Origin of the sequence: Roseovarius salis, from assembly GCF_044472985.1 — a bacterium.
Classification (GTDB): Bacteria; Pseudomonadota; Alphaproteobacteria; order Rhodobacterales; family Rhodobacteraceae; genus Roseovarius; species Roseovarius salis.
This window is the reverse complement of sequence record NZ_JBISDG010000015.1, coordinates 50,024-72,443: the sequence shown is the minus strand read 5'-3', so window position 1 is coordinate 72,443 and position 22,420 is coordinate 50,024. Positions and strand designations below refer to the sequence as shown.

The window sequence follows — 22,420 nt, the reverse complement described above, 5'->3', positions numbered from 1 at the left end:
CATGAGCCATTATGACCTCATCATCATCGGGTCGGGGCCAGCCGGCCGTGCGGCCGCCATCCAGGCCGGCAAGCTAAAGCGCCGGGTTCTCGTCGTCGATCGCAAGGACCGGCTGGGCGGGGTGTCGGTGCATACCGGCACCATCCCGTCCAAGACCCTGCGCGAGACGGTGCTGAACCTGTCCGGCTGGCGCGAGCGCACCTTCTACGGCCGATCCTACCGGGTGAAACAGGACATCGGCGCGCAGGACCTCAAGGGGCGGCTTCACCAGACGCTCGATTACGAGGTCGACGTGCTGGAACACCAGTTCAACCGCAATCACGTCGAAACGCTGAACGGGCTGGCGCGCTTTACCGGTCCGCACACGCTGGAAGTGGCGACCGAGGCGGGAGAGGTGACGCGGCTCACTGCCGACAAGTTCCTGATCTCGACCGGGACGCGGACATACCGGCCCGAATACGTGCCCTTCAACGGAAAATCGGTCGTCGACAGCGACGAGGTTCTCGACCTCGACGCGATCCCGCGCAGCCTGATCGTCGTGGGGGCGGGTGTCATCGGGGTGGAATACGCCACGATCTTTTCCGCGCTCGACGTGCGTGTGACGCTGATCGAGCCGCGCGAGACCTTCCTCGATTTCATCGACCGGCGCACCATCGAGGAATTCACCCACCAGATCCGCGACAACGGGGTGGACCTGCGTCTCGGCTCCGCCGTCGACAAGATCGAGGATGCGGGCGAGCATGTCGAGGTGTCCATGGCCAATGGCCGCCATGTGCGGGCGGAGATGTTGCTCTTTGCTGCCGGGCGCATGGGGGCCACCGACCGGCTCAACCTCGAAGCGGTCGGCGTTGAGACCGACCACCGCGGCCGCTTGGACGTGGACCGCAAGACCTATCAGACCAGCGTGCCGCACATCTATGCGGCCGGCGATGTCATCGGGCATCCAAGCCTCGCCTCGACATCGCTGCAACAGGGCCGGGTGGCCGCCTGCCACGCGCTGGACACGCCGACCCTGCCTGAAAGCCCCTGGTTCCCCTACGGCATCTATTCCGTGCCCGAGATTTCCACCTGCGGCATGTCCGAGGAGGAGATGCAGGAACGCGGAATCGCCTACGAGGTAGGTGTCGCGCGGTTCCGCGAGACCAGCCGCGGCCACATCATGGGGCTGGAGCACGGCATGCTGAAGATGCTGTTCAGCCTCAAGACACGCCGGGTTCTGGGCGTGCAGATCGTCGGTGAGGGCGCGACCGAACTCATCCACATCGCGCAGGCGGTGCTCGACCTCAAGGGCACGGTGGATTACTTCGTGCGCAATACCTTCAACTATCCCACGCTGGCGGAGGCGTACAAGATCGCCGGGCTCGACGCCTTCAACCGGATGCCGATCCCGGAGGAATACAAGGTGAGGGGGGAGCCTGAGAAAACGAAGGCGAAAGCCAGGAAGGCATGATCTACGTCGATGCCGATGCCTGCCCCGTCAAGGCGGAGGTGGAGCGGGTCGCCACGCGGCACGGCGTGCACGTCAGGATGGTGTCGAATGGCGGCATCCGCCCGGCGCGGAACGCGCTCGTGGAATCGGTGATCGTGCCCGAGGGGCCCGACGTGGCGGACATGTGGATCGCCGAGCGCGCCGGTGCCGGCGATGTCGTGGTGACGAACGATATCCCGCTGGCGGCCCGGTGCGTGGCGGCGGGCGCGTGCGTCCTGCGGCCGGATGGCGAGGCGCTGACCGAACGCAATGTCGGCAACGCGCTGGCCACGCGCGACCTGATGGCCGACCTGCGCGCGGCCGACCCGTTCCGCCAGGGCGGCGGAAAGGGCTTTGCAAAGGCGGACCGCGCCCGTTTTCTCGACGCGCTGGAGCGGGCACTCCGGCAGGCGGCGCGGGCCGCACAAGGCTGACGGCGGCGCCCCGGCGTGTCATCGAAAGCTTTACAATCCTCTCGCGCTCCCGTTTGTTGCCGGGGGTGAGCGAGCGGGACGTGATGACACAGGCCTCGGTAGAGAGATTGAACCTGACCGGCGCGTTATGCGCGTTCGCGGCCGCCATGTGTTTTTCGCTCAACGACGTCGCGATCAAGTTTCTTTCCGAGGGCTACGCGCTGCACCAGGTGGTGTTCATCCGTGCTTGCGTGGCGCTTGCGGCCTTCGCGCTGCTGATCCTCCCCTTTCATGGCACGGTGGTTTTCCGCACGCGCCGGCCAGGCGCGCACGCCGTGCGCGGCGTCTGCGTCGTGTTTGCCAATTCGTTCCTGTTCCTCGGGCTTGCCGCGCTGCCGATCGCGGATGCGGTTGCGGTGTTCTTCGTGTCGCCGCTGGTGATCACGGTCTTCTCGGTGATCTTCCTGCAGGAACGGGTCGGTGCGCGCCGCTGGACGGCAATCGCGGTGGGCTTTGCCGGGGTGCTTCTGATCGTGAAGCCGGGCACCTCGGCCTTCCAGCTCGCCTCGCTGTTTCCGATGCTTGCGGCGACGCTCTATGCCGTGATGCACATCATCGCCCGCCGGATCGGCGGGACCGAAAGCGCGGCCACGATGGCGGTCTATTCCCAGCTGACCTTTCTCGTGATCAGCGCCCTGATCGGGCTCGGGATCGGCGATGGCAAGCTGGCGGGCGCTGTCCATCCCGATCTCGACTTCCTCGTGCGGGAATGGGCCCCCCTCGCCGCGGGGGATTACTGGCTGTTCCTCCTGCTCGGGGTCAGCGGGCTGATGGGGGTGCTGCTCATCAGCCAGGCCTACCGGCTGAGTGAAGCCGCGTTCGCGGCGCCGTTCGAATACGTGTCGATGCCGATGGCGATCATGTGGGGCGTGACAGTCTTCGGCACGTGGCCCGACAGCATCGCGTGGGCCGGCATCGCGCTGATCCTGGGCGGCGGGCTGTATCTCGTCTGGCGGGAATCGCGCAAGGGCAGGGTGGCTGGCGATGCGCCGGTCAGGCGATAGGAGCGAAGCATGGTTCCGCAAGCGGTTATCTTCGATATCGGCAACGTGCTGATCGAATGGCAGCCGGAGAAGTATTTCGATTCCATCATCGGCCCGGCCCGCCGGCGCGAGATGTTCGCCGAAATCGACATCCACGCGATGATGGTGCGGATCGATGCGGGTGAGGAATTCGCCGCGGTGATCGAAGACACGGCGGCCGGGCATCCGCGCTGGCGCGAGCACGTGCTGCGCTTCCGCTGGAAGTGGTGCGATATCGCACAGCCCGACATCCCCGGTTCCGTCCGGTTGCTGCTTGCGCTGCGGTGCAAGGGCGTGCCGGTTTTCGCGCTCAGCAATTTCGGTGCGCAGAATTTCCCCTTGAGCGAGAAACAGTTTCCCTTCCTCGCCGAATTCGACCGCCGCTACATCTCGGGAGAGATGGGGATGGTGAAACCCGACCCGGCGATCTACGCAGCAGTGGAGGCGGATTGCGGTATCGCGCCTTCCCGCCTCTTCTTTACCGACGACCGCGCCGACAACATCGCCGCGGCACGCGAACGCGGCTGGCGGGCACACCTGTTTGACGGGCCTGATGGTCTGGCGCAGGCTCTCGCCAACCAAGGACTGCTGAGCCCGGAGGAGTTGCAATGAGCATAACCCTGATTCCGTTCGAGGACGGCCAGACCAACCTGGACTGGCGTGCGTTGTGCGACGCGTTCTCGGCGGGTCATGCGATGCCCCGGGCCGAGATCGGTGACACCTTTCTCTACCGCGATCCCGATACGCTCCTGTCCCGGGCGGCGTGGATCGACGGGATGGGGCTGGCGGTCAAATCGGCCACCATCTTTCCGGGTAATCCCGACAACGGCAATCCGATGATCAACGGTGCGGTCTGCGTCTTCGGCGATGCGGACGGGCAGTTGGAGGCGGTCATCGACTTCCACCTCGTCACGAAATGGAAAACCGCCGGCGACAGCCTGTTCGCCGCCACGCGGCTGGCGCGGCCCGACAGCGAGAACATCCTGATCGTGGGGGCGGGCACGGTGGGCCGGTCGCTGTTCGAGGCGTACAGCGCTGTTTTCCCGGGGGCGCGGTTCCGCGTATGGAACCGCACGCGCGCCAATGCCGAGGCAATGGCGGAGGACTGTCCCGGTTTGCGGGTGACCGACGACCTGGAGCGCGCTGTCAAGCATGCCGACATCGTCACGTCGGCCACCATGTCCACCGAACCGATCCTGAAGGGGGAATGGTTCCAGCCGGGTCAGCACATCGATCTCATCGGCGCCTTCCGCCCCGACATGCGCGAGGTTGACGACGTAGCGCTGAAGCGGGCGCGTATTTTCGTGGACAGCTATGACACCACGCTGGATCACATCGGGGAACTCAAGATACCTCTGGAAAAAGGAACGATCACCCGCGAGGAGATCGTTGCCGATTACTACGAACCGGACGCGTTCCGCCGCGAAAGCGACGACGAGATCACGCTGTTCAAGAATGGCGGCGGCGCGCATCTCGACCTGATGACGAGCCGGTACATCCTCGACGCGTGGCAGGCGGCGCGGTGATATCTTGGCTGCTGCTGGCGGCGGGTACGGCGGTGGTTGCCTGGCCCTTTGCCGTCGAGGGGTTGCGCCCCCGGATGAATGCCGCGCGGAGAGAGGCCGCGCCGGGGCAGTTTGCCCGGCTATCCCGTGGCCGGACCCATTACAGGTGGCTGGGCCCCGCAGACGGCCCGGTGGTCGTATGCGTGCACGGTCTGACAACGCCCTCCTTCGTCTGGGGGCCTATCGCGGAGGGGCTGGCCGCGATGGGGTGCCGCGTCCTGCTCTACGACCTGTACGGGCGCGGGTTTTCCGACCGTCCCGGCGGGGCGCAGGACAGCGCGTTCTTTACCGAACAGCTCGACGAGTTGCTGGAGGACCAGGGCGTGACCGGCAAGGTCACGCTTTTGGGTTATTCCATGGGCGGGGCCATTGTCACGGCGTTCGCCGCGCAACACGCCGGCCGTTTGCGCCGGCTCGTGCTGATCGCGCCGGCCGGGCTGGGTCATGACCTGGGGCCGGTGGCGCGGCTTGCGGTCAATCACGACTGGCTGGGGCGCTGGCTGACGCTGGGCTTCTATCCCAAGAGCCTGCGCCGCGCGACCGAGGCCGAGCGTGGCCTGCCAGGCCAGCCCGAGGGCATGGTCGACCTGCAGATCGCCGAGACGCGTCTGAGGGGATTTGCACCCGCGATCCTGTCCTCCTTGCGCGGGGTGCTGGACGAGGACCACGACGACGCGCACCGCGCCGTCGCGACGGCGGGTGTTCCGGTGCTGGCGATCTGGGGCGAGGCCGACGAGGTCATCCCGCTGTCGTGCCGGGACCGGCTGGCGGCACTGAACCCCGACGCGGATCACGAGGTGATCCCGGGCGCCGGACACGCGGTGGCCTATACCCATGCGCCCGGTGTGCTCGAAAGGCTGCGGCCGGTCGTGGCCCCCTAGGCTTGGGCGCTTTTCACGCGCGCCGCCGCGCGCTATGCGGGGCGAATGGACCCTTTGCGCACGCGATACGAACGGATGGTGGCCGACGGGACGCTTGCGCGCGATCCCGCGCAGGAGGCCGTGCTGTCCGAGTTCGAGCGTATCCGGTCCACGCTGGATGCCCCGCGCCGCCGGGGCTGGTTCCGCAAGGCGCCCGAGCCGCCCAAGGGGCTTTACCTCTGGGGCGGGGTCGGGCGCGGCAAGTCGATGCTGATGGACCTTTTCGTGGAAACCCTGACCGTGCCGAACCGGCGGGTGCATTTCCATGCCTTCATGCAGGAGATCCATGCCGGCATGCACAAGGCCCGGGCCGAGGGCGTCGAGGATGCGCTTGCCCCGGTGGCGGGGGCGGTGGCCGGCAGCGTGCGCCTGCTGGCCTTCGACGAGATGCAGATCACCGACATCACCGATGCCATGATCGTCGGCCGGTTGTTCCAGGCGTTGTTCGATGCCGGGGTGGTCGTGGTGACCACGTCGAACCGTGTGCCGGATGACCTCTACAAGAACGGGCTCAACCGCCAGCTTTTCCTGCCCTTCATAAAGCTGCTGAAAGAGCGCATGGTGGTGCACGAAATGGCCAGCCCCACCGATTACCGGCAGGACAAGCTGGCCGGGACCCCGGCCTATTTCACCCCCGCTGACGAAGAGGCGCGCGCGCGCCTCCGCGAGATCTGGCAGGAGTTGACCGGCGGCGAAGGGGCGCCGCTGACGCTGGTGGTCAACAAGCGAGAGGTCACGATCCCGGCCTTTCACAACGGGGTCGCGCGGGCCGGCTTTCACGATCTTTGCGGCCAGCCCCTCGGCCCGGCCGATTACCTCGCGCTGGCCGAGGCGTCGCGCGTCCTGGTGCTGGAGGACATCCCGCGGCTGTCACGTTCCAGCTTCAACGAGGCCAGGCGCTTCGTGACGCTGGTCGATGCGCTCTACGAGGCGGGTGTGCAGCTCATCTGCTCGGCTGCGGCCGCGCCGGAATACCTGTATGTCGAGGGCGAGGGGAGCTTCGAATTCGAACGCACCGCCAGCCGCCTGCGCGAGATGCAGTCGGAGGATTGGGGCAAGGGCTGAGCCTGCTGTCTCAGCGACAGGCCGAGGGCGGTTGACCGTACCGCGCCGAGTACGCGCGGGAGAAGTGCGAGGAACTGGCAAAGCCCGTGGCCAGCGCGATCTCGGTCAGGCTGAGCGGCGAGTTGCGCAACAGGTTGCGCGCCTTGTCCAGCCGCAGGTCACGGTAATAGCGCATGGCGCTGCGTCCGAGTCTCGTGTTGAAAAGCCGGTTCAGCTGCCGTGGCGAAATCCCCGCCGCGCTGGCCAGTTGTGACAGGGTCAGCGGCTCGGCGACACGCGCCTCCATCGCCTCGACGGCGTCGAGTATCGCAGCGTCGGTAACCCCGACACGGTCCACCAGCCCGGCCCGCTGCGGCCCCGCGGAGGGGCGCGCCTCGGTATGCATGAACCAGTCGCTGACGCGCCGGGCAAAGGGCGCGCCGTGATGGCCGGCGATGAGCGTGTGCATCAGGTCCATGGGCGCCGTGCCGCCCGCACAGGTCACGCGGTCACGGTCTATGACGAACAGCGACCGCTCGATCAGAAGGTGCGGCGAGATCTCTGCAAGCGCGTCGGCGTGCTCCCAATGCACCGTCATGCGCCGGCCGGCCATCAGCCCGGCCCGGGCAAGGATGACCGGCCCACCGGACACCCCGCCGAGCGTCGTGCCGGCCCGCGCCATGCGCCCCAGCCAGCGCATTACCCCGCGGTCATCAAAGGCTAGCGGATCGCCGCCCGCGACGACGAACAGGTACTGCAAACGCAGCTCATCGCCCACGCGGGCCTCCGGCGTTATCACCGCGCTGCCCGAGCTGCGGACCGGCTCGCCCGTGCCCGAGACGGGGATCACGCGGTAGAGTTCGCGGCCGGCCAGGAGGTTGGCGGCGCGCATTGGTTCGGTCAGCGCGGCGAACGACATCATCGCAAAGCCCCCGATAGGGAGCACGCCGATCCGGCGCGTGATCTGCTCATTCATTCCCGTCGAGGCCATTTTAGTGATGTATCCGACCGTTTTGGGAAAGTGCAATCCCAGTTTGCGCGTCATGCTGTCCCTTGAACCGACGGGGAGACGTGGCGCGATGTCCTATTCCGCCTTGCGCATTCTGAAGGAAGGCCTGACCGGCAATCGCGGCTGGAAACCGGCGTGGCGCGACGCCGATCCGCGCCCGGAATACGATATCGTCATCATCGGCGCAGGGGGGCACGGTCTGGCCACCGCCTACTACCTTTCCAAGGAATTCGGCCTGCGTAACGTTGCGGTGCTGGAAAAGGGCTGGCTCGGCGGCGGGAACATCGGGCGCAACACCACTATCATCCGGTCGAACTACATGCTGCCGGGCAATCAGCCCTTTTACGAGTTGTCGATGAAACTGTGGGAAGGGCTGGAACAGGATACCAACTACAATTCGATGGTATCGCAGCGCTCGATCCTGAACCTGTTCCACAGCGATGCGCAGCGCGATGCCTTCGTGCGGCGGGCCAACGCCATGATCCTGTCGGGCGCGGATGCCGAGATCGCGGATGCCGCGCAGCTCAGGCGCGAGTTGCCTTTCCTCGATTTCGACAATGCCCGTTTCCCGGTCAAGGGCGGGCTCTATCAGCGGCGCGGCGGAACGGCACGGCACGACGCGGTGGCATGGGGGTATGCCCGCGGGGCCGACCGGCGCGGGGTGGACATCATCCAGAATTGCGAGGTCACGGGCTTCGATATCCGGCAGGGCCGGTGCCGCGGGGTCGAGACGTCACGCGGCAAGATCCGCGCGCGCAAGGTGGCGGTGTGCGTGGCCGGATCGTCGGGGCGGGTGATGGAAAAGGCCGGAATGCGCCTGCCGATCGAATCCCATGTCCTGCAGGCCTTCGTCACCGAGGGTTTGAAGCCGGTGCTGCCCGGCGTCATCACCTTCGGGGCCGGGCATTTCTATGTCAGCCAGTCCGACAAGGGTGGGCTCGTCTTCGGCGGCGACATCGACGGCTACAATTCCTACGCGCAGCGCGGCAACCTGCCGGTGGTCGAGGACGTGGCCGAGGGGGGCATGGCGATCATGCCGATGATCGGCCGCGCCCGCCTGCTGCGCAGCTGGGGGGGCGTGATGGACATGTCGATGGACGGCTCCCCCTTCATCGACAAGACCCATATCGAGGGGCTCTATTTCAACGGCGGCTGGTGCTACGGCGGGTTCAAGGCAACGCCGGCCAGCGGGTATTGCTACGCCCACCTGCTGGCCAGGGACGAACCGCACCCGGTGGCCGCGCAGATGCGCCTCGACCGGTTCCGCAGCGGCAACATCATTGACGAAAAAGGCGTGGGCAACCAGCCCAACCTGCATTGAGGAGGGCCGAGGCATGATCATCAACCACCCGCTTCTTGGCCCCCGCGACGCCGCCGAATTCGTCTATCTGGGCGATGCCTGCCTGATCGACCGGCCCGACTGGCAGGCCGAGGACGCGATGGAGCGGTTCCACGATTACGCCTACCTGCGCGACAACCCGGCGGGCCCGCATCAGGAACTGTGGTATCACGAACAGGGCGACCGCTCGTGGCTGGTGGTCACCCGTGACACGCTGACCCACGAAATCACCAAGGTGGAACTGGCCCGCGACGTGGCCCGCGCAAGGGGGCGGGACAAATGACACAACCCAACCGCATCGGCGGCGGCCTCGTCGACCACACCAAGGAACTGAAATTCCGTTTCAACGACAAGCATTTCACGGGGTTCGAGGGCGATACGCTCGCCTCGGCCCTTCTGGCCAATGGCCAACGCCTGGTGGGCCGTTCGTTCAAGTATCACCGGCCGCGCGGCATCTTCACCGCCGGGTCGGAAGAGCCGAACGCCCTGGTCCACCTGCGCAGCGGCGCCCATACCGAGCCCAACACGCGGGCGACGATGGCCGAGCTTTTCGACGGGCTGCGCGCCACCAGCCAGAACCACCGTGGATCGCTCGAACACGACCTGATGGCGGTCACCGACTTTCTGTCGCCATTCCTTTCGGCCGGGTTCTACTACAAGACCTTCATGTGGCCCAAGAGCTTCTGGGAAAAGGTCTATGAGCCGGCGATCCGCGCCTCTGCGGGGCTCGGGCGGCTGTCGATGAAGGAAGACCCCGACCAGTATGACAAGGGGTTCCTGCATTGCGACCTGCTGGTGATCGGGGCGGGGCCCGCGGGCCTCTCGGCGGCGCTGGCCGGGGCCCGCGCCGGGGCGCGCGTCATCCTGGCCGACGAGGATTTCCTGCCCGGCGGGCGACTCAATTCCGAAACGCTGGAGATCGACGGCATGGCGGGGCAGAACTGGGCCGCGCAGGCACTGGCCGAGCTTTCCGCGATGGACAATGTGCGCCTGATGACCCGCACCACTGTCTACGGCGCCTACGATCACGGCATCTATGGCGCGCTGGAACGCTGCACCGACCACCTTGCCGACAGCGGCTGCAAGCCGCGCCAGATCCTGTGGCGGATCTACTCGAAACGCGCCGTTCTGGCGGCGGGCAGCACCGAGCGGCCGATCGCCTTCGGCAACAATGACCGCCCCGGCGTGATGCTGGCCGGCGCCGTGCGTACCTATGTCAACCGCTTCGGCGTGGCCCCGGGCACGGAGGTCGCCGTTTTCACCAACAACGACGACGGCTGGCGCACCGCCGCCGACCTGACGGCGCGCGGCGTGCACGTGCGGGCGGTGATCGATTGCCGCGACCGGGCGGCGCCCGTTGACCTGCCCGGCGTGCGGCATATCCGCGGGGCCGGCGTGGTCAACACCGTGGGCCGCAAGGGGCTCAAATCCGTCACCCTGACCGATGGGCAGGTGATCCCGGTCGACTCTCTCGCCGTCTCGGGCGGGTGGAATCCCAATGTGCATCTCACCTGCCACCAGCGTGGCAAGCCCGAATGGCGCGACGACATCAAGGCCTTCGTTCCCGGCGGCACCATGCCCGCGGGCATGGCGGTGGCGGGCGCGGCGAACGGCGCCCTGACCCTTGCCGCCGCGCTGGCCGAGGGCCGCGCGCAAGCCGAGGCGCAACTTTCCGACCTGGGCTTCACCCCGGCCAGGGCCGAGCCGCCCGAGGCCGAGGACGAACCGCGCGAGAACGCGGCCTTCTGGTACGTTCCCGAAAGCAAGCATCGCGCGTGGCTCGACCAGCAGAACGACGTGACCGTGAAGGACGTGAAGCTGTCGCACCAGGAAGGTTTCCGCTCGGTCGAGCATCTCAAGCGCTACACCACGCTGGGCATGGCCACCGATCAGGGCAAGACGGCCAATATCCCCGCGCTGGCCATCATGGCGGAATGTACCGGCAAGACCATTCCGGAAACGGGCACCACAGTGTTCCGCCCGCCCTACACGCCCGTGCCGATGGGCGCGCTGGCCGGCCGGGCGCGGGGCCGCGATTTCCGCCCCTATCGCCTGACCCCCTCGCACGAATGGGCCGAGGAGAACGGCGCCAGCTTCGTCACCGTCGGCAACTGGCTGCGCGCCGAATGGTACGTCCAGCCGGGCGAGAAAGGCTGGCGCGACTCGGTCGACCGCGAGGCGCTGGCCGTGCGCCGATCGGTCGGCATCTGCGACGTGACCACGCTGGGCAAGATCGACATCAAGGGCCGCGATGCCGGCGCGTTTCTCGACAAGGTCTATGCCAACACCTTCTCGACGCTGAAGGTCGGGCGCGTCCGCTATGGCCTGATGCTGCGCGAGGACGGGATCGCCTATGACGACGGGACGACCGCCCGCCTTGGTGAAAACCACTACGTCATGACTACGACGACGGCCAACGCCGTCACGGTGTTCAGGCGTCTGGAATTCGCGCGGCAATGCCTTTGGCCGGACATGGACGTGCACCTGATTTCCACCACCGACGGCTGGGCGCAGTTCGCCGTCGCCGGGCCGAAATCGCGCAGTCTTTTGCGCAAGGTCGTGGACGACGCCTACGACATTTCGAACGAGGCGTTCCCCTTCATGGCTTGCGGCGAGGTCACGGTCTGCGGCGGCACGCCCGCGCGGCTTTTCCGCATCTCGTTTTCGGGCGAAATGGCCTACGAGATCGCGGTGCCCGCCCGCTATGGCAATTCGATGATGGCGGTCCTGATGGAAGCGGGGCGCGAATTCGATGCGGTCCCGTATGGGACCGAGGCGCTGAGCGTGCTGCGGATCGAGAAAGGCCACGCCGCGGGCAACGAGCTGACCGGCCAGACCACCGCGCAAAATTTTGGCATGGGGCGGATCGTCAGCCGGAAAAAAGAGTGCATCGGCAACGTGTTGTCGCAGCGCCCCGAGATGATCCGCGACGACGCGGTGCGGTTGACCGGGTTCCGCCCGGTGAACCGGCAGGACAGGCTGATCGCCGGGGCGCATTTCATTTCCAAGGGGCGCGACGCGACCATGGACAATGACGAGGGCTGGATGACGTCCGTCGCCTTTTCCCCCAACCTCGGCCATCACATCGGTCTGGGTTTCATAGAGAGGGGCCACGAGCGCGTGGGAGAGGTCGTTCGGGCCGTGAGCCCCGTGCACGGCATGGAAACGGACGTCGAGATCGTCTCGGCGCATTTTATCGACCCGGAAGGAGAGCGTTTGCGTGGCTGAGTATTCCCTCGTTTCCGCCCCGCCGCTGGCAGGGGTCGACAAGAGCATCGGGGCGGTGCGGATCATGACCCCCAAACATCTTGCCATCGTTGCGATCGCCCTGCCGTTGGGCGGCGAGAGCGCGGCTGATACGGCGGTGCAATCGGCGTATGGTCTTACGCTCCCGCCGCCGGGAGAATCGGCAGAGACCGGAAAGGGCGAGACGCTGGTCCGGCTGGGTGAGGATCAGGCTTTCGTTCTCTTCGAACGGGCCGCGCCGGATGCCGAGGCGGTCGTGCGGGACAAGCTCGGCGAGGCGGTATATGTCACCGACCAGACCGATAGCTGGTGCGTGCTGGAAATGTCCGGCGCGGGCTGCCGAACGGCGCTGGAGCGGATCTGCCCGATCGACCTGAACCCCGAGGCGTTCGGGCGCGGCGACGCGGCGCGCACCGTCATGGAGCATCTGGGCGTTCTCGTCCTGAGGACCGGCACGGACAGTTACCTGCTGTTGTCGGCGAGTTCCTCGGCCGGGTCGTTCCTGCACATGCTGGAAACCTCGGCCCGCAATGTGGCCTGAGCGCGACGGGCCCCGGATTTGACGTCGCGGTTTCGCGGCACCATTTCCGAACCATGGTGAAGGCGGTTCTTCTTGATGTTGCCGGCGTGCTTTACGACGGGGAGCGCGCCGTTCCCGGCGCGGTCGACGCCGTGGCACGGCTGCGCGAAACCGGCCTCCCGCTGCGTTTCCTCACCAACAGCACCCGGTCGCCGCGCCGTGTCTTGCTGTCACGGCTGGGGCGGCTCGGAATCCGGGTGGCGCCCGATGAGCTGTTCACCCCGGCGAAAGCGGCGACGGCAATACTGGCGCAGCGCGGTCTGGTGCCGCACCTGCTGGTGCACCCCGACCTGCTGGAAGATTTCGAGGGGGGCGTTACGGACGGCGCCGAAACCGCCGTCGTGGTGGGGGACGCCGGGCGCGATTTCACGTATGATCGCCTCAATGCCGCGTTTCGCGTGCTGACCGGCGGCGCAGCGTTCTACGCGCTGGCCGCGAATCGCAATTTTCGCGATGCCGATGGCGAGCTCAGCATGGATGCCGGGGCGTTCGTGGCCGCGTTGGAATATGCCAGTGGCCGGCAGGCCGAAGTGCTGGGGAAACCCGCGCAAGGCTTCTTCAACGCCGCGCTGGAGGATATGGGCGTCGCGGCGCCGGAAGCCGCGATGATCGGCGATGACGCCGAAGCGGATGTTGCCGGCGCGCTTTCAGCCGGGATCGGCCGGGCGGTGCTGGTGCGGACGGGCAAGTATCGCCCAGGCGACGAGCAGCGGTTCTCGCCGCGGCCCAGCGACGTTGCGCGCGACGTGGGGCATGCGGTCGACATCCTGCTGTCATGACGGTCCGCGTACCGTCACCTTGACCGTGGCCCGCTGGCAGCGGCCTGTCGACGGTCAGCCCGCGTGCCGGGCCCTTGCACGGAATTCCGTGTGCTCGGTGATGGCAAAGCGGCCGCCCTTGAGCTTTTGCAGCTTGCCCTGCCGCAGCAGGTGACCGAACGATCGCAGGCCGTCCTCGCGGGTGAAGCTCTCGTTGTCGATTTCCTTGATCTTGCCCATGAGCATCGGGCGCGAAAACTGGTCGCGGCCTTCGACATCCGACATGTAGGCCGCGGCCGCCTCGAGAAGCTCGTGCAGGGTCGTGGCGCCGATTTCGGCGGCGTACTCCTCGAAGGTCTTGCCGCCCGACGCCGAGCCCGAGGGCACCGGTGCGGCGGATACGCGACGGGGCCGCACCGGTTCGTGAGGGGTGTCGATGCGTTGTTCGGCCACCAGTTTCAGCGGGGCCGGGCGGTCCTCTTCCGCCGGGCGTCGGGCGCGCGGGCGTTCCTTATGCGAGGGCTCCCTCGACGTGTGCGGACGGCGGGGCCGGACCACCTCGGCGAGGTCTGAACGGTAGGGGGCGTCGCTCTGCTCTTCGCGCAGGTCGCTTCCGGCGTTCTTTTCCGCCTTCGTGGCGGCCACTGCGGCCCTGAGATGCTGGATCGCGTTGCGGCGCTTGCTGGCCTCGGGCGCTTCAAGCTGGCTGTCCGCCTCGTCGAAGAGCCGTGACACGTCTGCCGACTCGTCCCCCGCCCGCAGCCGGTCGGCCCTGTGATCTTCGGTGGTGTCAGCCTGATCCGGGGCTGTTTCCGCGGCCGGCGCCGTGGCGGTTGCCACTTCGGAGTGATCGATTTCGCTGTCGTCGAGCTCCGGCGCCGATCCGGCGCCAAGCTCGGCCTCGACCGCGGCAAGCTCGCGTTGCAGCTCGGCTTCTTCCTCGGGGCTGAGCAGGTCTTGGCTTTCTGTCTCGTCGTGGTCCTCGTCGAACAGGTTCGCGTCGTCTTGCGCGCCCTCTTCGAGCCCGACCTCGGGCGCGGGGATTTCCCCGGTTTCGTCATGCTCGCCCAGCACGAGCGGCGCCTCGGCCGCGTCGGCGTCAGGGACATCAAGGGTGGTTTCCGGCATCGCGTCGGCCAGCAGTTGCGAGAGCGTGTCCTCTGCCACGGTCTCGTCCTGCCTGGCCTCCGCTTCGGCGTCGTCGTCGGGCGTGATGTCTGCGCGCGGTTCAGCCGCCGGGTCGGGCTCGTATTCCTGCAGCAGGCGCGCCGTGAGGCTGGCGAAAGGATCCTCCGGCGGCTCGGCGGCCGTAATGTCCTCGGCGGCGGTTTCGGCCTGTGCCTGGGGGGCCGGTTCACGCGGTGCGGCCTCCTGTGCCGTGCCTTCAGCATCGTCACGCTCAAGCGCCGGGTTAAGCTCTGCCGCGGTCTGTGCGAGGAAATCATTGGCGTGCTCGTCCTCGCTGAACTCGCCCGTCCCGTAGTCGCCGCCGCCTTGCTCCACGACCGAGCGTATCCGGCGCAGGCGCGCAGAGACGCTGTCGCTGTCCTCGTCTTCGACGGCGTCGCCGGCGGGCTCCTCGACCGTGGGCTCGACGCCATTTTCTCGTGGTTCCTCGGAACCGTGCGATTCGGGCGCCGTCGCGGCCGTGTCCCGATCCGGGGCCGTCGCCTCGGGCGTGTCATCTGCCGTGGGCGCCATCGTCTCGGGCTCGGCCCCATGGCTCTGGTCGGCGGCAGGTTCCGCGGCGGCTGGCGCGGGGGTGGCCTGCGAAGGCGCTGGCCCGGCGGGTTCGGACGGGGTTTCGTCCTGTGCCGGCGCCCCTTTCGGCGCGGCGGTCGGCTGCTGCGGGCCGGCAGGGGCGGCGTGCGGCGGCGCGGAGGTTTCGTACCCGTCGGTGCGGGGCGGCGATGCGTGCGTCGGCTCGGCCGTGGTGCTGCCGGCCTGAAGGAATGCCTCGGTGTCACCTGCACGCAAGACGATCTGCCCGCCCTCCTCGTGCGCCTTTACGCGCCGGGAAATCTCGCGCTCGGCGATACGGGCGAGCATGTCTGCATCCGGGGTCGGAGGTTCCGCCCCGAAATACCTGTCGTCAGCCGCAAGGTCGCGGAAATACTCGGCGATCGCCTTCATCGTGTCGAAGGATTCGTCGAATCCTTCGAGCGTGCACGAGAAGGTGCCGTAGGAGACCGTGAGAACTTTGTTCGAACTGACCATAACTATGCTCGCATTGCTCTGCCTGCAGCCAACGTGTTTACCATTGTCGGCTGGACCAAAGCTGTCCGAATCTAAGATGTTTAGGGTATCATTTAGTGGTTACAATGTGTCGTATTTCTTCATCCGGGCACAATGGGCGGTCAGCGGAAGTGATTGTCAATGAACGTGAACCAGTCACGCTGATCGGCGGCGCGCAGGTGACGTATGCACGCCTTGCGCGGGCGCGCGCGCTGGCCCCGCACGTGGCGGCGGCCGATAGCGGGGCCGACGCGGCGTTGGCGCACGGGGTTGCGCCCAAGGCCGTGATCGGCGATTTCGATTCGCTGAGCGACGCGGCGCGGCGCGATCTGCCGCCCGCCGCGCTGCATCCGATCTCGGAGCAGGACAGCACCGATTTCGACAAGTGCCTGCGCAACATCGCGGCGCCGCTTGTCATCGGGATCGGTTTTTCCGGCGACCGGCTGGACCATCAGTTGGCGGCCTACAACACGCTGGTGCGTCATCCGGCGCGGCGCTGCATCCTGCTGGGGGCAGAGGAGCTGGTGTTCGTCTGCCCGCCCTCCGTTTCGCTGCCGCTCGGGGCCGGAACCGCCGTGTCGCTTTTCCCGATGGCCGCGGTAGAGGGGGTGTCCGATGGGCTTCGCTGGCCGATAGGGGGGCTGAATTTCGCGCCCGACGGTCGGGTGGGCACGTCGAACCTGTCCACGGGCACGGTGCATCTGTCGGTGACCACGCCCAAGATGCTGGTCATACTGCCGCAATCCACCCTTGAGACAGTTGTGGCGGCGCTTTTGGCGACCACGGCGGCGTGGCCGGAGGCCTGACGACCGTTACGGTTGCGGCACCGGCCGCCGCTCCAGGTGGCGTTCCCGGAAAAAGACGAACAGGCCCGAGGCCACGATCAGTGCAATCCCCGCGAGGCTCATCCGGTCCGGCAGGTCGCCGAATATGGCATAGCCGAAGGCGGTGGCGGCAACGATTTCGAGATACTGGATCGGGGCGATCAGAGAGGCCGGTGCGCAGGCCAGTGCGAAGCTGATGCAGACATGGGACAACGTGGCCACGAGCCCGAGCGCGACCAGCAGGTACATCTCGCGCCGCGCCGGCCAGCCGGGATCGAGCGGCGCGATGCCTGATCCGTCAAAGGCCCACAGGACCGGCAGCGCCAGTGCCAGTGCGGCCAGACCCGTATAGGCCTGCAGGGTGATGGGGTGCATCCGGGTCGCCATGCGCCGCGTCAGGATCATGTAGAAGGCGAAGCACAGCGCGGTCACCAGCGGCAGCAGCGCGACCGCGCCCACCTCCTCGAAACTGGGCTGGATGATGAGCAGGGCACCGGCGAAGCCGATCCCGCAGGCAACGTAACGGCGGGGACCAATGGGTTCGCCGAGCAACAGCCCGCCCAGCAAGGTGAGTATGAAGGGTTCGACGAAAAAGATGGCGATTGCATCTGCGATCGGCATGTAGCGAATCGCCGTGAAGAACATGGCCGTGGCCACCAGCAGCAGCGCCCCGCGAACGAGATGCAGCCCGGCCTCTGCCCGGTCCGGCCGGTGCAGGCCGCCCAGTATCAGTGCCAGGGGCAGCAGCAACGCGGCCTGGAAAACGAACCGCGTGGCGGCGATCTGGCCCACCGCGACCGCGCCGCCGATCAGCTTGGCAAAGGAATCCTGCAACGGCGCAAGGACGCAGAAGGCGATCATCAGCCCGATGCCCAGAGAGGTCCGTCCATCCGTGCCTGACATTTGTCCTCCACCGTCTGCCGCGCCGCCCGGCGCCCGTGCGATGCCAGCTTCCTCAAATCCGCGCGATTGTCAAAGTGCCGCGCCCGGCCGGCGGCGCCCGAAACCGGGCGGGAAACGAGGCCGCGGGACCGGTCAGCAGTTGGGGATGTTCACGGCGAGGCCGCCGAGCGAGGTTTCCTTGTATTTCTCGCTCATGTCCTCGCCGGTCTGGCGCATGGTCTCGATGCATGCGTCCAGCGGCACCAGGTGCGTGCCGTCGCCGCGCAGCGCGAGCGAGGCGGCGCTTACCGCCTTGATCGCGCCCAGTCCGTTGCGCTCGATGCAGGGGACCTGCACCAGCCCCTTGACGGGGTCGCATGTCATGCCGAGGTGATGCTCCAGCGCGATCTCGGCAGCGTTCTCGATCTGCGCGGGCGTGCCGCCCAGAACCGCCGCCAGCCCCGCCGCGCCCATGGCCGAGGCGCTGCCAACCTCGGCCTGGCATCCGGCCTCGGCCCCCGAGATCGAGGCGTTGTACTTTACCAGCCCCCCGATGGCCGCGGCGGTGAGCAGGAAATCCTCGACCTGTGTTTCGGTCGCACCGGGCACGTGATCGAGCCAGTACTTTATCACTGCCGGCACCACGCCCGCCGCGCCGTTGGTGGGGGCGGTCACGACCTGCCCGCCGGCGGCGTTTTCCTCGTTGACGGCCATGGCATAGACGCTGATCCAGTCGTTGATCTTGTGCGGGGCGTTGAGGTTGGTCCCACGCTCGGCCAGCAGCGCCTCGTGGATGCCCTTGGCGCGGCGTTTCACGTGCAGGCCTCCGGGCAGTTCGCCCTCGCCCGCCAGGCCGCGCTCGATGCAGGTGTCCATCACTTCCCAGATGCGTGCCACGCCCGAACGCAGGTTTTCCGGCCCCCCGCGCGAGATCTCGTTGGCCTTCTTCATTTGGGCGATGGACTTGCCGCTGGTCTCGGCCATTTCCAGCATCTCGGCGGCGGTCTTGAACGGGTAGGGAACGGGATCCCCCTCTTCGCTGTCGCGTCCCTCGGCCAGCTCTGCCTCGGTCAGCACGAACCCGCCGCCGATGGAATAATACGTCTCCTGCAGGATCACGTCGCCCTGCGCGTCCGTTGCCATCAAGATCATGCCGTTTGCATGGCCGGGCAGGTTCGGCCCGAAATCGAAAACGAGATCATCCTTGGGATGGAACACGAGTTCGGGCAAGCCCGGCGGCGCAACCGTGTGGGTTTCGCGGATCCGTTCCAGTGCGGCATCCGCTTCGTCGCGGTCGTAAGTGTCCGGCCGGAACCCCGCGAGTCCCAGAATGGTCGCCCGGTCAGATGCGTGCCCCACCCCGGTGAAGGCCAGCGAACCGTGCAGCGACCCTCGGACACCGCTGAACTCGAACGGCGAGGCGCGCATGAGGTCCAGGAACCGCCCCGCCGCCACCATCGGCCCCATCGTGTGCGACGAGGACGGGCCGATGCCCACCTTGAACATCTCGAAGACCGAAAGGAACATCAGGTCGCACTGCCCTCTGGTGGTGTCGCATGCCGCGGGGCGGTAAACGGTTTCGGCCCCAGCCCCTCGGCATTTATGGCAGCGGAAACGCTGGTGCAATGTTCCAGACGCGTCGCCATCGCCCGCAGATGCGGCCAATTCGCCGGATCGCACCAGTCATTGCCGTTCGTCCCGTAACGCAGAGCGGGGTATAGCTGGAGCCAACGCAGCAGGCAGGCGAGGTAGAGATCCAGCGCCGAGACTTGCGCGCCGCCGAGCCAGCCGGGCGCGTCCGCGGCCTGTGTCTCCAGCAGGGACAGGTGGCGCGTGATCTCCCCTTTCATGTGATCCAGCAGCGCCGCCTGCGCCGCGGTGTCCGCGCCCACGTACTGATCGGGGTAGAAGCGCATCCGCATCCCCGCATGCAAGGTATTGGAGGTGAAGAAAAGCCACTTGAGAAAGGCGCCGCGCGCGGCGCCTGGGGCCGGTGGGGCCAGCGCCCCGTGCCGGTCCGCGAGCCACAGCAGGATCGCGCCGGTCTCGAAGATCGGGCCATCGGGCGTTTCCAGAACGGGAATCAGCCCCGCCGGATTGATCGCAAGGTAATTGGGCGACTTGTGGCCGCGCGCCGCGCGGTCGACGAGGACCGTATCATAGGGTTGGCCGAGCTCCTCCAGCGCCAGCCGTATGACGAGGGAGGCATTGTCGGGTGCGTAATGAAGGCGATAGCGGGTCATGCGGGCAGTCTAGGCGGCCGCTGGCCGGATGAATTGCCGGTTTGCGACCTGTCCCGCGTAGTCCGCGCAAGCGGGCTGCGCGGCCTGGCATCGCGGTGCCGTGGGGCGGGATTTCCGCTCGCACCGTTCTGGCATCTCACTTATAAGCGCGGTGAGGTAGTTGGGAGTTGCGCACGATGTCCGGAGAGCTGTCGCCCATCGACAAGGCCAAGTTCGTCGCCGCCAAGCGATCCGTCGATTTCGTCGAGGACGGCATGCGCGTGGGGCTGGGCACCGGCAGCACGGCCGCGTGGATGGTGCGCTGCCTGGGCGAGCTGGTGCGCGAGGACGGGCTGCGTATCCGCGGCGTGCCGACCTCGGCCCGCACCGCCGAGCTGGCGCGCGAGGTGGGCATCGACGTCGTCAGCCTCGACGAGGCCAAGTGGCTCGACATAACGATCGACGGCGCCGACGAGTTCGATGGCAACCTCAACCTCATCAAGGGTGGCGGTGGCGCGCTGTTGCAGGAAAAGATCGTCGCGACGGCCAGCGACCAGATGATCGTCATCGCCGATATCGGCAAGGAAGTGGAGAACCTTGGTGCCTTTCCCCTGCCGGTGGAGGTGATCCCGTTCGGCTGGCAGACAACGCGGGCGCTGATCGAGGAACTGCTCGTCAGCATGGACGTGCTGGGGCGGGACGCGTCATTGCGGATGAACGGCGATCATCCCTTCGTGACCGACGAGGGCAACTATATCCTCGACCTGCACCTGGGGCGCATCGGCAACCCGCATCAGATGGCGATGGTGCTCAACCAGATGCCCGGAGTTGTCGAGAACGGACTGTTCATGGACATCTGCGACATCGTGATCCTCGGCCACGGCGACGGCAGGGTGGAGACGCGCGACATCAACGAGGGCACCGTCGAGGAGGACCGGCTGGATTTCGTCGAATCCGAGAACCTTTTCACGGACCTGCAGGACTGAGTATGCAGATACGCCGCACGCCACAGCAGACGATATTCGTGGCCGTGACCGCGTTGGTCGCGGGGGCGCTGGCGGCGTGGAACATGCGCGACGGGCTGCGCATGGACAGCACCGCGCTGCTGGTCCTGGGGGGCGTTTTCACGGCATGGGCGGCGTACCTCCTGCTCGATCTCGCGCGGCGGGGCGTGCCTGTGCGGGTCGGCGAGGACGGCCTCACGATACGGCACGTGGTGCGGGATGTTCACGTCCCCTTCGCGCAGATGACCTGGGCCAAGCTCGATGGCGGGCGCCGCGCCAGCATCCTCGCCTACAGGCCGCCCGGGGAAAAGGAGCGCTACGTCGCCTTCGCGCACAGGATCGTCGGGGCCGAGGGGCTGGAAAGACTGCGCGCGGCGATCGCCGCCGCGCGGCCGGACCTGCCCGACCGGCGGCCCGGCACGGAAACAGACAGGGGTGATGCATGAGTTTCGACTATGATCTTTTCGTGATCGGGGGCGGATCGGGCGGCGTGCGCGCCGCCCGCGTGGCCGCGCAGGGCGGCGCCAGGGTCGCGCTGGCCGAGCAGGACCGCTATGGCGGCACCTGCGTCATCCGCGGCTGCGTGCCCAAGAAGCTGATGGTTTTCGCCAGCGAGTACCCGGGTCACGTCGAGGACGCGAAAGCCTATGGCTGGACGGTTCATGCCGGGGGATTCGACTGGCACGCCTTCAAGGGCCGGCTGCATGCCGAACTCGACCGGCTGGAGGGGGTTTATCGCAACATCCTGTCCTCCAACGGGGTCGAGAGTTTCGATGCGCGCGCGGTTCTCAAGGACGCGCACACCGTCGAGTTGTCCACCGGCGAAACCATGTCGGCCCGCCACATCCTCGTGGCGACGGGCGGCCACCCGGTCAGGCCCGATCTTCCGGGTGCCGAGCACGGGCTGGTGTCCGACGATGTCTTTCACCTGGACGAACTGCCGCGGTCCATGCTGATCGTCGGCGGTGGCTATATCGCCTGCGAGTTCGCCTGCATCCTGAACGGTCTCGGTGTCGAGGTGACCCAGTACTACCGCGGGGCGCAGATCCTGCGCGGCTTCGACGAGGAGGCGCGCGGCCTGATCGCCGACGAGATGATACAGTCGGGCGTCGATCTGCACCTCGGCACGAACATCCTGTCGATGGAGCCGGCAGAGGGCGGTTATCGCGTGAAGGCCACCAACGGGACCGAGCGCGTTTTCGACAAGGTCATGTTCGCGACGGGCCGCGATCCCAACACCGCCGGCATGGGGTTGCAGGAGGCGGGCGTCACGCTCGGCCGCCGCGGCGAGGTGAGCGTGGACCGCTACAGCCAGTCGAGCGTGCCCTCCGTGCATGCCATCGGGGACGTGACGGACCGCGTCAACCTGACCCCCGTGGCCATTCGCGAGGGGATGGCGTTCGTCGAAACGGTCTTCAACGGCAATCCCACCCCGGTTGATCACGAGTTGATCCCGACCGCGATCTTCACGCAGCCGGAATTCGGCACGGTGGGGCTGAGCGAGGAGGACGCCCGCGATCAGGGGCCTGTCGAGATCTACGCGACCTCGTTCAAGCCCATGCAGCAGAGTTTCGCGGGACGCGCGGACCGTGTTCTGATGAAACTGGTCGTCAGTCGGGAGTCGCGTCGTGTGCTTGGCTGTCATATCGTCGCGCCCGGTGCTGGCGAGCTGATCCAGCTTGCCGGCGTGGCTGTCAAGATGGGCGCGACGAAGGAGGATTTCGACCGGACGGTGGCCGTGCATCCGACCATGTCCGAGGAGATAGTGACCATGAAGACACCGGTTCGGACAGGTTGATTTTTGACCTGCAACACACAGGTAACAACCA

General features: G+C 67.0%; 21 protein-coding genes. 16 read left to right on the top strand and 5 right to left on the bottom strand.

The genetic code is table 11. The annotated features are described in order from the left end of the window. Position 1: 1 nt before the first annotated feature. From sthA to zapE, 7 genes are all read left to right on the top strand, one after another. Complete coding sequence (gene sthA, locus ACH13J_RS08185) at positions 2-1,450, top strand: Si-specific NAD(P)(+) transhydrogenase (protein ID WP_397542838.1); 1,449 nt, start codon at positions 2-4, stop codon at positions 1,448-1,450. Next, positions 1,447-1,902, top strand: a complete 456-nt coding sequence (locus ACH13J_RS08180; RefSeq protein ID WP_397542837.1) for a YaiI/YqxD family protein — start codon at positions 1,447-1,449, stop codon at positions 1,900-1,902. The genes sthA and ACH13J_RS08180 overlap by 4 nt, the downstream gene beginning before the upstream one ends. Positions 1,903-1,967: 65 nt before the next feature. Continuing rightward, positions 1,968-2,945, top strand: a complete 978-nt coding sequence (locus ACH13J_RS08175) for an EamA family transporter (protein ID WP_397542836.1) — start codon at positions 1,968-1,970, stop codon at positions 2,943-2,945. Positions 2,946-2,954: 9 nt separating this feature from the next. Next, positions 2,955-3,575: an HAD-IA family hydrolase gene (locus ACH13J_RS08170; protein WP_397542835.1), complete on the top strand. Its 621-nt coding sequence runs from the start codon at positions 2,955-2,957 to the stop codon at positions 3,573-3,575. Beyond that, entirely contained in the window at positions 3,572-4,489 is a 918-nt protein-coding gene (locus ACH13J_RS08165) for an ornithine cyclodeaminase family protein (protein WP_397542834.1), read from the top strand. The genes ACH13J_RS08170 and ACH13J_RS08165 overlap by 4 nt, the downstream gene beginning before the upstream one ends. Continuing rightward, the gene (locus tag ACH13J_RS08160; RefSeq protein WP_397542833.1) at positions 4,486-5,409 is read left to right on the top strand and encodes an alpha/beta fold hydrolase; all 924 of its coding nucleotides are present in this window, start codon (positions 4,486-4,488) and stop codon (positions 5,407-5,409) included. Before ACH13J_RS08165 ends, ACH13J_RS08160 begins: the two co-directional genes overlap by 4 nt. 45 nt (positions 5,410-5,454) lie before the next feature. Further along, positions 5,455-6,513, top strand: coding sequence for a cell division protein ZapE (zapE, locus tag ACH13J_RS08155; protein WP_397542832.1), 1,059 nt, complete (start codon positions 5,455-5,457; stop codon positions 6,511-6,513). A gap of 10 nt (positions 6,514-6,523) precedes the next feature. On the opposite strand, the gene ACH13J_RS08150 is transcribed toward zapE, so the two are convergent. Next, positions 6,524-7,537 (bottom strand): helix-turn-helix domain-containing protein, encoded by a 1,014-nt coding sequence (locus ACH13J_RS08150; RefSeq protein WP_397542831.1) that lies wholly within the window; start codon positions 7,535-7,537, stop codon positions 6,524-6,526. A gap of 34 nt (positions 7,538-7,571) precedes the next feature. Here ACH13J_RS08150 and ACH13J_RS08145 point away from each other — a divergent pair, with 34 nt between their 5' ends. Genes ACH13J_RS08145 through ACH13J_RS08125 form a run of 5 tightly spaced genes read left to right on the top strand, consistent with a single transcriptional unit; the run spans position 7,572 to position 13,445 of the window. Next, positions 7,572-8,822, top strand: coding sequence for a sarcosine oxidase subunit beta family protein (locus ACH13J_RS08145; protein WP_397542830.1), 1,251 nt, complete (start codon positions 7,572-7,574; stop codon positions 8,820-8,822). A 13-nt stretch (positions 8,823-8,835) separates the two neighbouring features. After that, positions 8,836-9,123, top strand: coding sequence for a sarcosine oxidase subunit delta (locus ACH13J_RS08140; protein ID WP_397542829.1), 288 nt, complete (start codon positions 8,836-8,838; stop codon positions 9,121-9,123). Continuing rightward, positions 9,120-12,068 carry a sarcosine oxidase subunit alpha family protein gene (locus ACH13J_RS08135; protein ID WP_397542828.1) on the top strand — a complete coding sequence of 983 codons (2,949 nt, stop codon included), beginning with the start codon at positions 9,120-9,122 and terminating at the stop codon, positions 12,066-12,068. The genes ACH13J_RS08140 and ACH13J_RS08135 overlap by 4 nt, the downstream gene beginning before the upstream one ends. Continuing rightward, positions 12,061-12,627: a sarcosine oxidase subunit gamma family protein gene (locus ACH13J_RS08130; RefSeq protein ID WP_397542827.1), complete on the top strand. Its 567-nt coding sequence runs from the start codon at positions 12,061-12,063 to the stop codon at positions 12,625-12,627. The genes ACH13J_RS08135 and ACH13J_RS08130 overlap by 8 nt, the downstream gene beginning before the upstream one ends. A 53-nt stretch (positions 12,628-12,680) precedes the next feature. Further along, the gene (locus ACH13J_RS08125; protein ID WP_397542826.1) at positions 12,681-13,445 is read left to right on the top strand and encodes a TIGR01458 family HAD-type hydrolase; all 765 of its coding nucleotides are present in this window, start codon (positions 12,681-12,683) and stop codon (positions 13,443-13,445) included. Between the two features lie 54 nt (positions 13,446-13,499). Here the strand turns inward: ACH13J_RS08125 and ACH13J_RS08120 are convergent, their stop codons facing one another. Then, complete coding sequence (locus ACH13J_RS08120) at positions 13,500-15,641, bottom strand: hypothetical protein (RefSeq protein ID WP_397542825.1); 2,142 nt, start codon at positions 15,639-15,641, stop codon at positions 13,500-13,502. Positions 15,642-15,790: 149 nt separating this feature from the next. Between ACH13J_RS08120 and ACH13J_RS08115 the strand changes: the two genes are divergently transcribed. Further along, a complete protein-coding gene (locus tag ACH13J_RS08115; RefSeq protein WP_397542824.1) occupies positions 15,791-16,465 on the top strand; it encodes a thiamine diphosphokinase in 675 nt (224 codons plus the stop codon). Positions 16,466-16,471: 6 nt separating this feature from the next. On the opposite strand, the gene ACH13J_RS08110 is transcribed toward ACH13J_RS08115, so the two are convergent. From ACH13J_RS08110 to ACH13J_RS08100, 3 genes are all read right to left on the bottom strand, one after another. Continuing rightward, complete coding sequence (locus tag ACH13J_RS08110) at positions 16,472-17,386, bottom strand: EamA family transporter (protein WP_397542823.1); 915 nt, start codon at positions 17,384-17,386, stop codon at positions 16,472-16,474. A 132-nt stretch (positions 17,387-17,518) separates the two neighbouring features. After that, positions 17,519-18,892, bottom strand: coding sequence for an L-serine ammonia-lyase (locus ACH13J_RS08105; protein ID WP_397542822.1), 1,374 nt, complete (start codon positions 18,890-18,892; stop codon positions 17,519-17,521). Then, a complete protein-coding gene (locus tag ACH13J_RS08100; RefSeq protein WP_397542821.1) occupies positions 18,892-19,608 on the bottom strand; it encodes a glutathione S-transferase N-terminal domain-containing protein in 717 nt (238 codons plus the stop codon). Before ACH13J_RS08100 ends, ACH13J_RS08105 begins: the two co-directional genes overlap by 1 nt. Before the next feature lie 176 nt (positions 19,609-19,784). Between ACH13J_RS08100 and rpiA the strand changes: the two genes are divergently transcribed. The 3 genes from rpiA to gor are packed head-to-tail and all read left to right on the top strand — an operon-like array spanning position 19,785 to position 22,389. Further along, positions 19,785-20,573 (top strand): ribose-5-phosphate isomerase RpiA, encoded by a 789-nt coding sequence (gene rpiA, locus ACH13J_RS08095; RefSeq protein WP_397542820.1) that lies wholly within the window; start codon positions 19,785-19,787, stop codon positions 20,571-20,573. 2 nt (positions 20,574-20,575) lie between these two features. Beyond that, the gene (locus ACH13J_RS08090; RefSeq protein ID WP_397542819.1) at positions 20,576-21,037 is read left to right on the top strand and encodes a hypothetical protein; all 462 of its coding nucleotides are present in this window, start codon (positions 20,576-20,578) and stop codon (positions 21,035-21,037) included. Continuing rightward, a complete protein-coding gene (gene gor / locus ACH13J_RS08085) occupies positions 21,034-22,389 on the top strand; it encodes a glutathione-disulfide reductase (protein ID WP_397542818.1) in 1,356 nt (451 codons plus the stop codon). The genes ACH13J_RS08090 and gor overlap by 4 nt, the downstream gene beginning before the upstream one ends. Positions 22,390-22,420: the final 31 nt, after the last annotated feature.

What these genes read in the sequence shown, in the direction of transcription:
- sthA (WP_397542838.1), top strand. Translation starts at nt 2, where the DNA reads ATGAGCCATTATGACCTCATCATCATCGGGTCGGGGCCAGCCGGCCGT.
- ACH13J_RS08180 (WP_397542837.1), top strand. Translation starts at nt 1,447, where the DNA reads ATGATCTACGTCGATGCCGATGCCTGCCCCGTCAAGGCGGAGGTGGAG.
- ACH13J_RS08170 (WP_397542835.1), top strand. Translation starts at nt 2,955, where the DNA reads ATGGTTCCGCAAGCGGTTATCTTCGATATCGGCAACGTGCTGATCGAA.
- ACH13J_RS08165 (WP_397542834.1), top strand. Translation starts at nt 3,572, where the DNA reads ATGAGCATAACCCTGATTCCGTTCGAGGACGGCCAGACCAACCTGGAC.
- zapE (WP_397542832.1), top strand. Translation starts at nt 5,455, where the DNA reads ATGGACCCTTTGCGCACGCGATACGAACGGATGGTGGCCGACGGGACG.
- ACH13J_RS08150 (WP_397542831.1), bottom strand. Translation starts at nt 7,537, where the DNA reads ATGACGCGCAAACTGGGATTGCACTTTCCCAAAACGGTCGGATACATC.
- ACH13J_RS08145 (WP_397542830.1), top strand. Translation starts at nt 7,572, where the DNA reads ATGTCCTATTCCGCCTTGCGCATTCTGAAGGAAGGCCTGACCGGCAAT.
- ACH13J_RS08140 (WP_397542829.1), top strand. Translation starts at nt 8,836, where the DNA reads ATGATCATCAACCACCCGCTTCTTGGCCCCCGCGACGCCGCCGAATTC.
- ACH13J_RS08135 (WP_397542828.1), top strand. Translation starts at nt 9,120, where the DNA reads ATGACACAACCCAACCGCATCGGCGGCGGCCTCGTCGACCACACCAAG.
- ACH13J_RS08125 (WP_397542826.1), top strand. Translation starts at nt 12,681, where the DNA reads ATGGTGAAGGCGGTTCTTCTTGATGTTGCCGGCGTGCTTTACGACGGG.
- ACH13J_RS08120 (WP_397542825.1), bottom strand. Translation starts at nt 15,641, where the DNA reads ATGGTCAGTTCGAACAAAGTTCTCACGGTCTCCTACGGCACCTTCTCG.
- ACH13J_RS08110 (WP_397542823.1), bottom strand. Translation starts at nt 17,386, where the DNA reads ATGTCAGGCACGGATGGACGGACCTCTCTGGGCATCGGGCTGATGATC.
- ACH13J_RS08105 (WP_397542822.1), bottom strand. Translation starts at nt 18,892, where the DNA reads ATGTTCCTTTCGGTCTTCGAGATGTTCAAGGTGGGCATCGGCCCGTCC.
- ACH13J_RS08100 (WP_397542821.1), bottom strand. Translation starts at nt 19,608, where the DNA reads ATGACCCGCTATCGCCTTCATTACGCACCCGACAATGCCTCCCTCGTC.
- rpiA (WP_397542820.1), top strand. Translation starts at nt 19,785, where the DNA reads ATGTCCGGAGAGCTGTCGCCCATCGACAAGGCCAAGTTCGTCGCCGCC.
- ACH13J_RS08090 (WP_397542819.1), top strand. Translation starts at nt 20,576, where the DNA reads ATGCAGATACGCCGCACGCCACAGCAGACGATATTCGTGGCCGTGACC.
- gor (WP_397542818.1), top strand. Translation starts at nt 21,034, where the DNA reads ATGAGTTTCGACTATGATCTTTTCGTGATCGGGGGCGGATCGGGCGGC.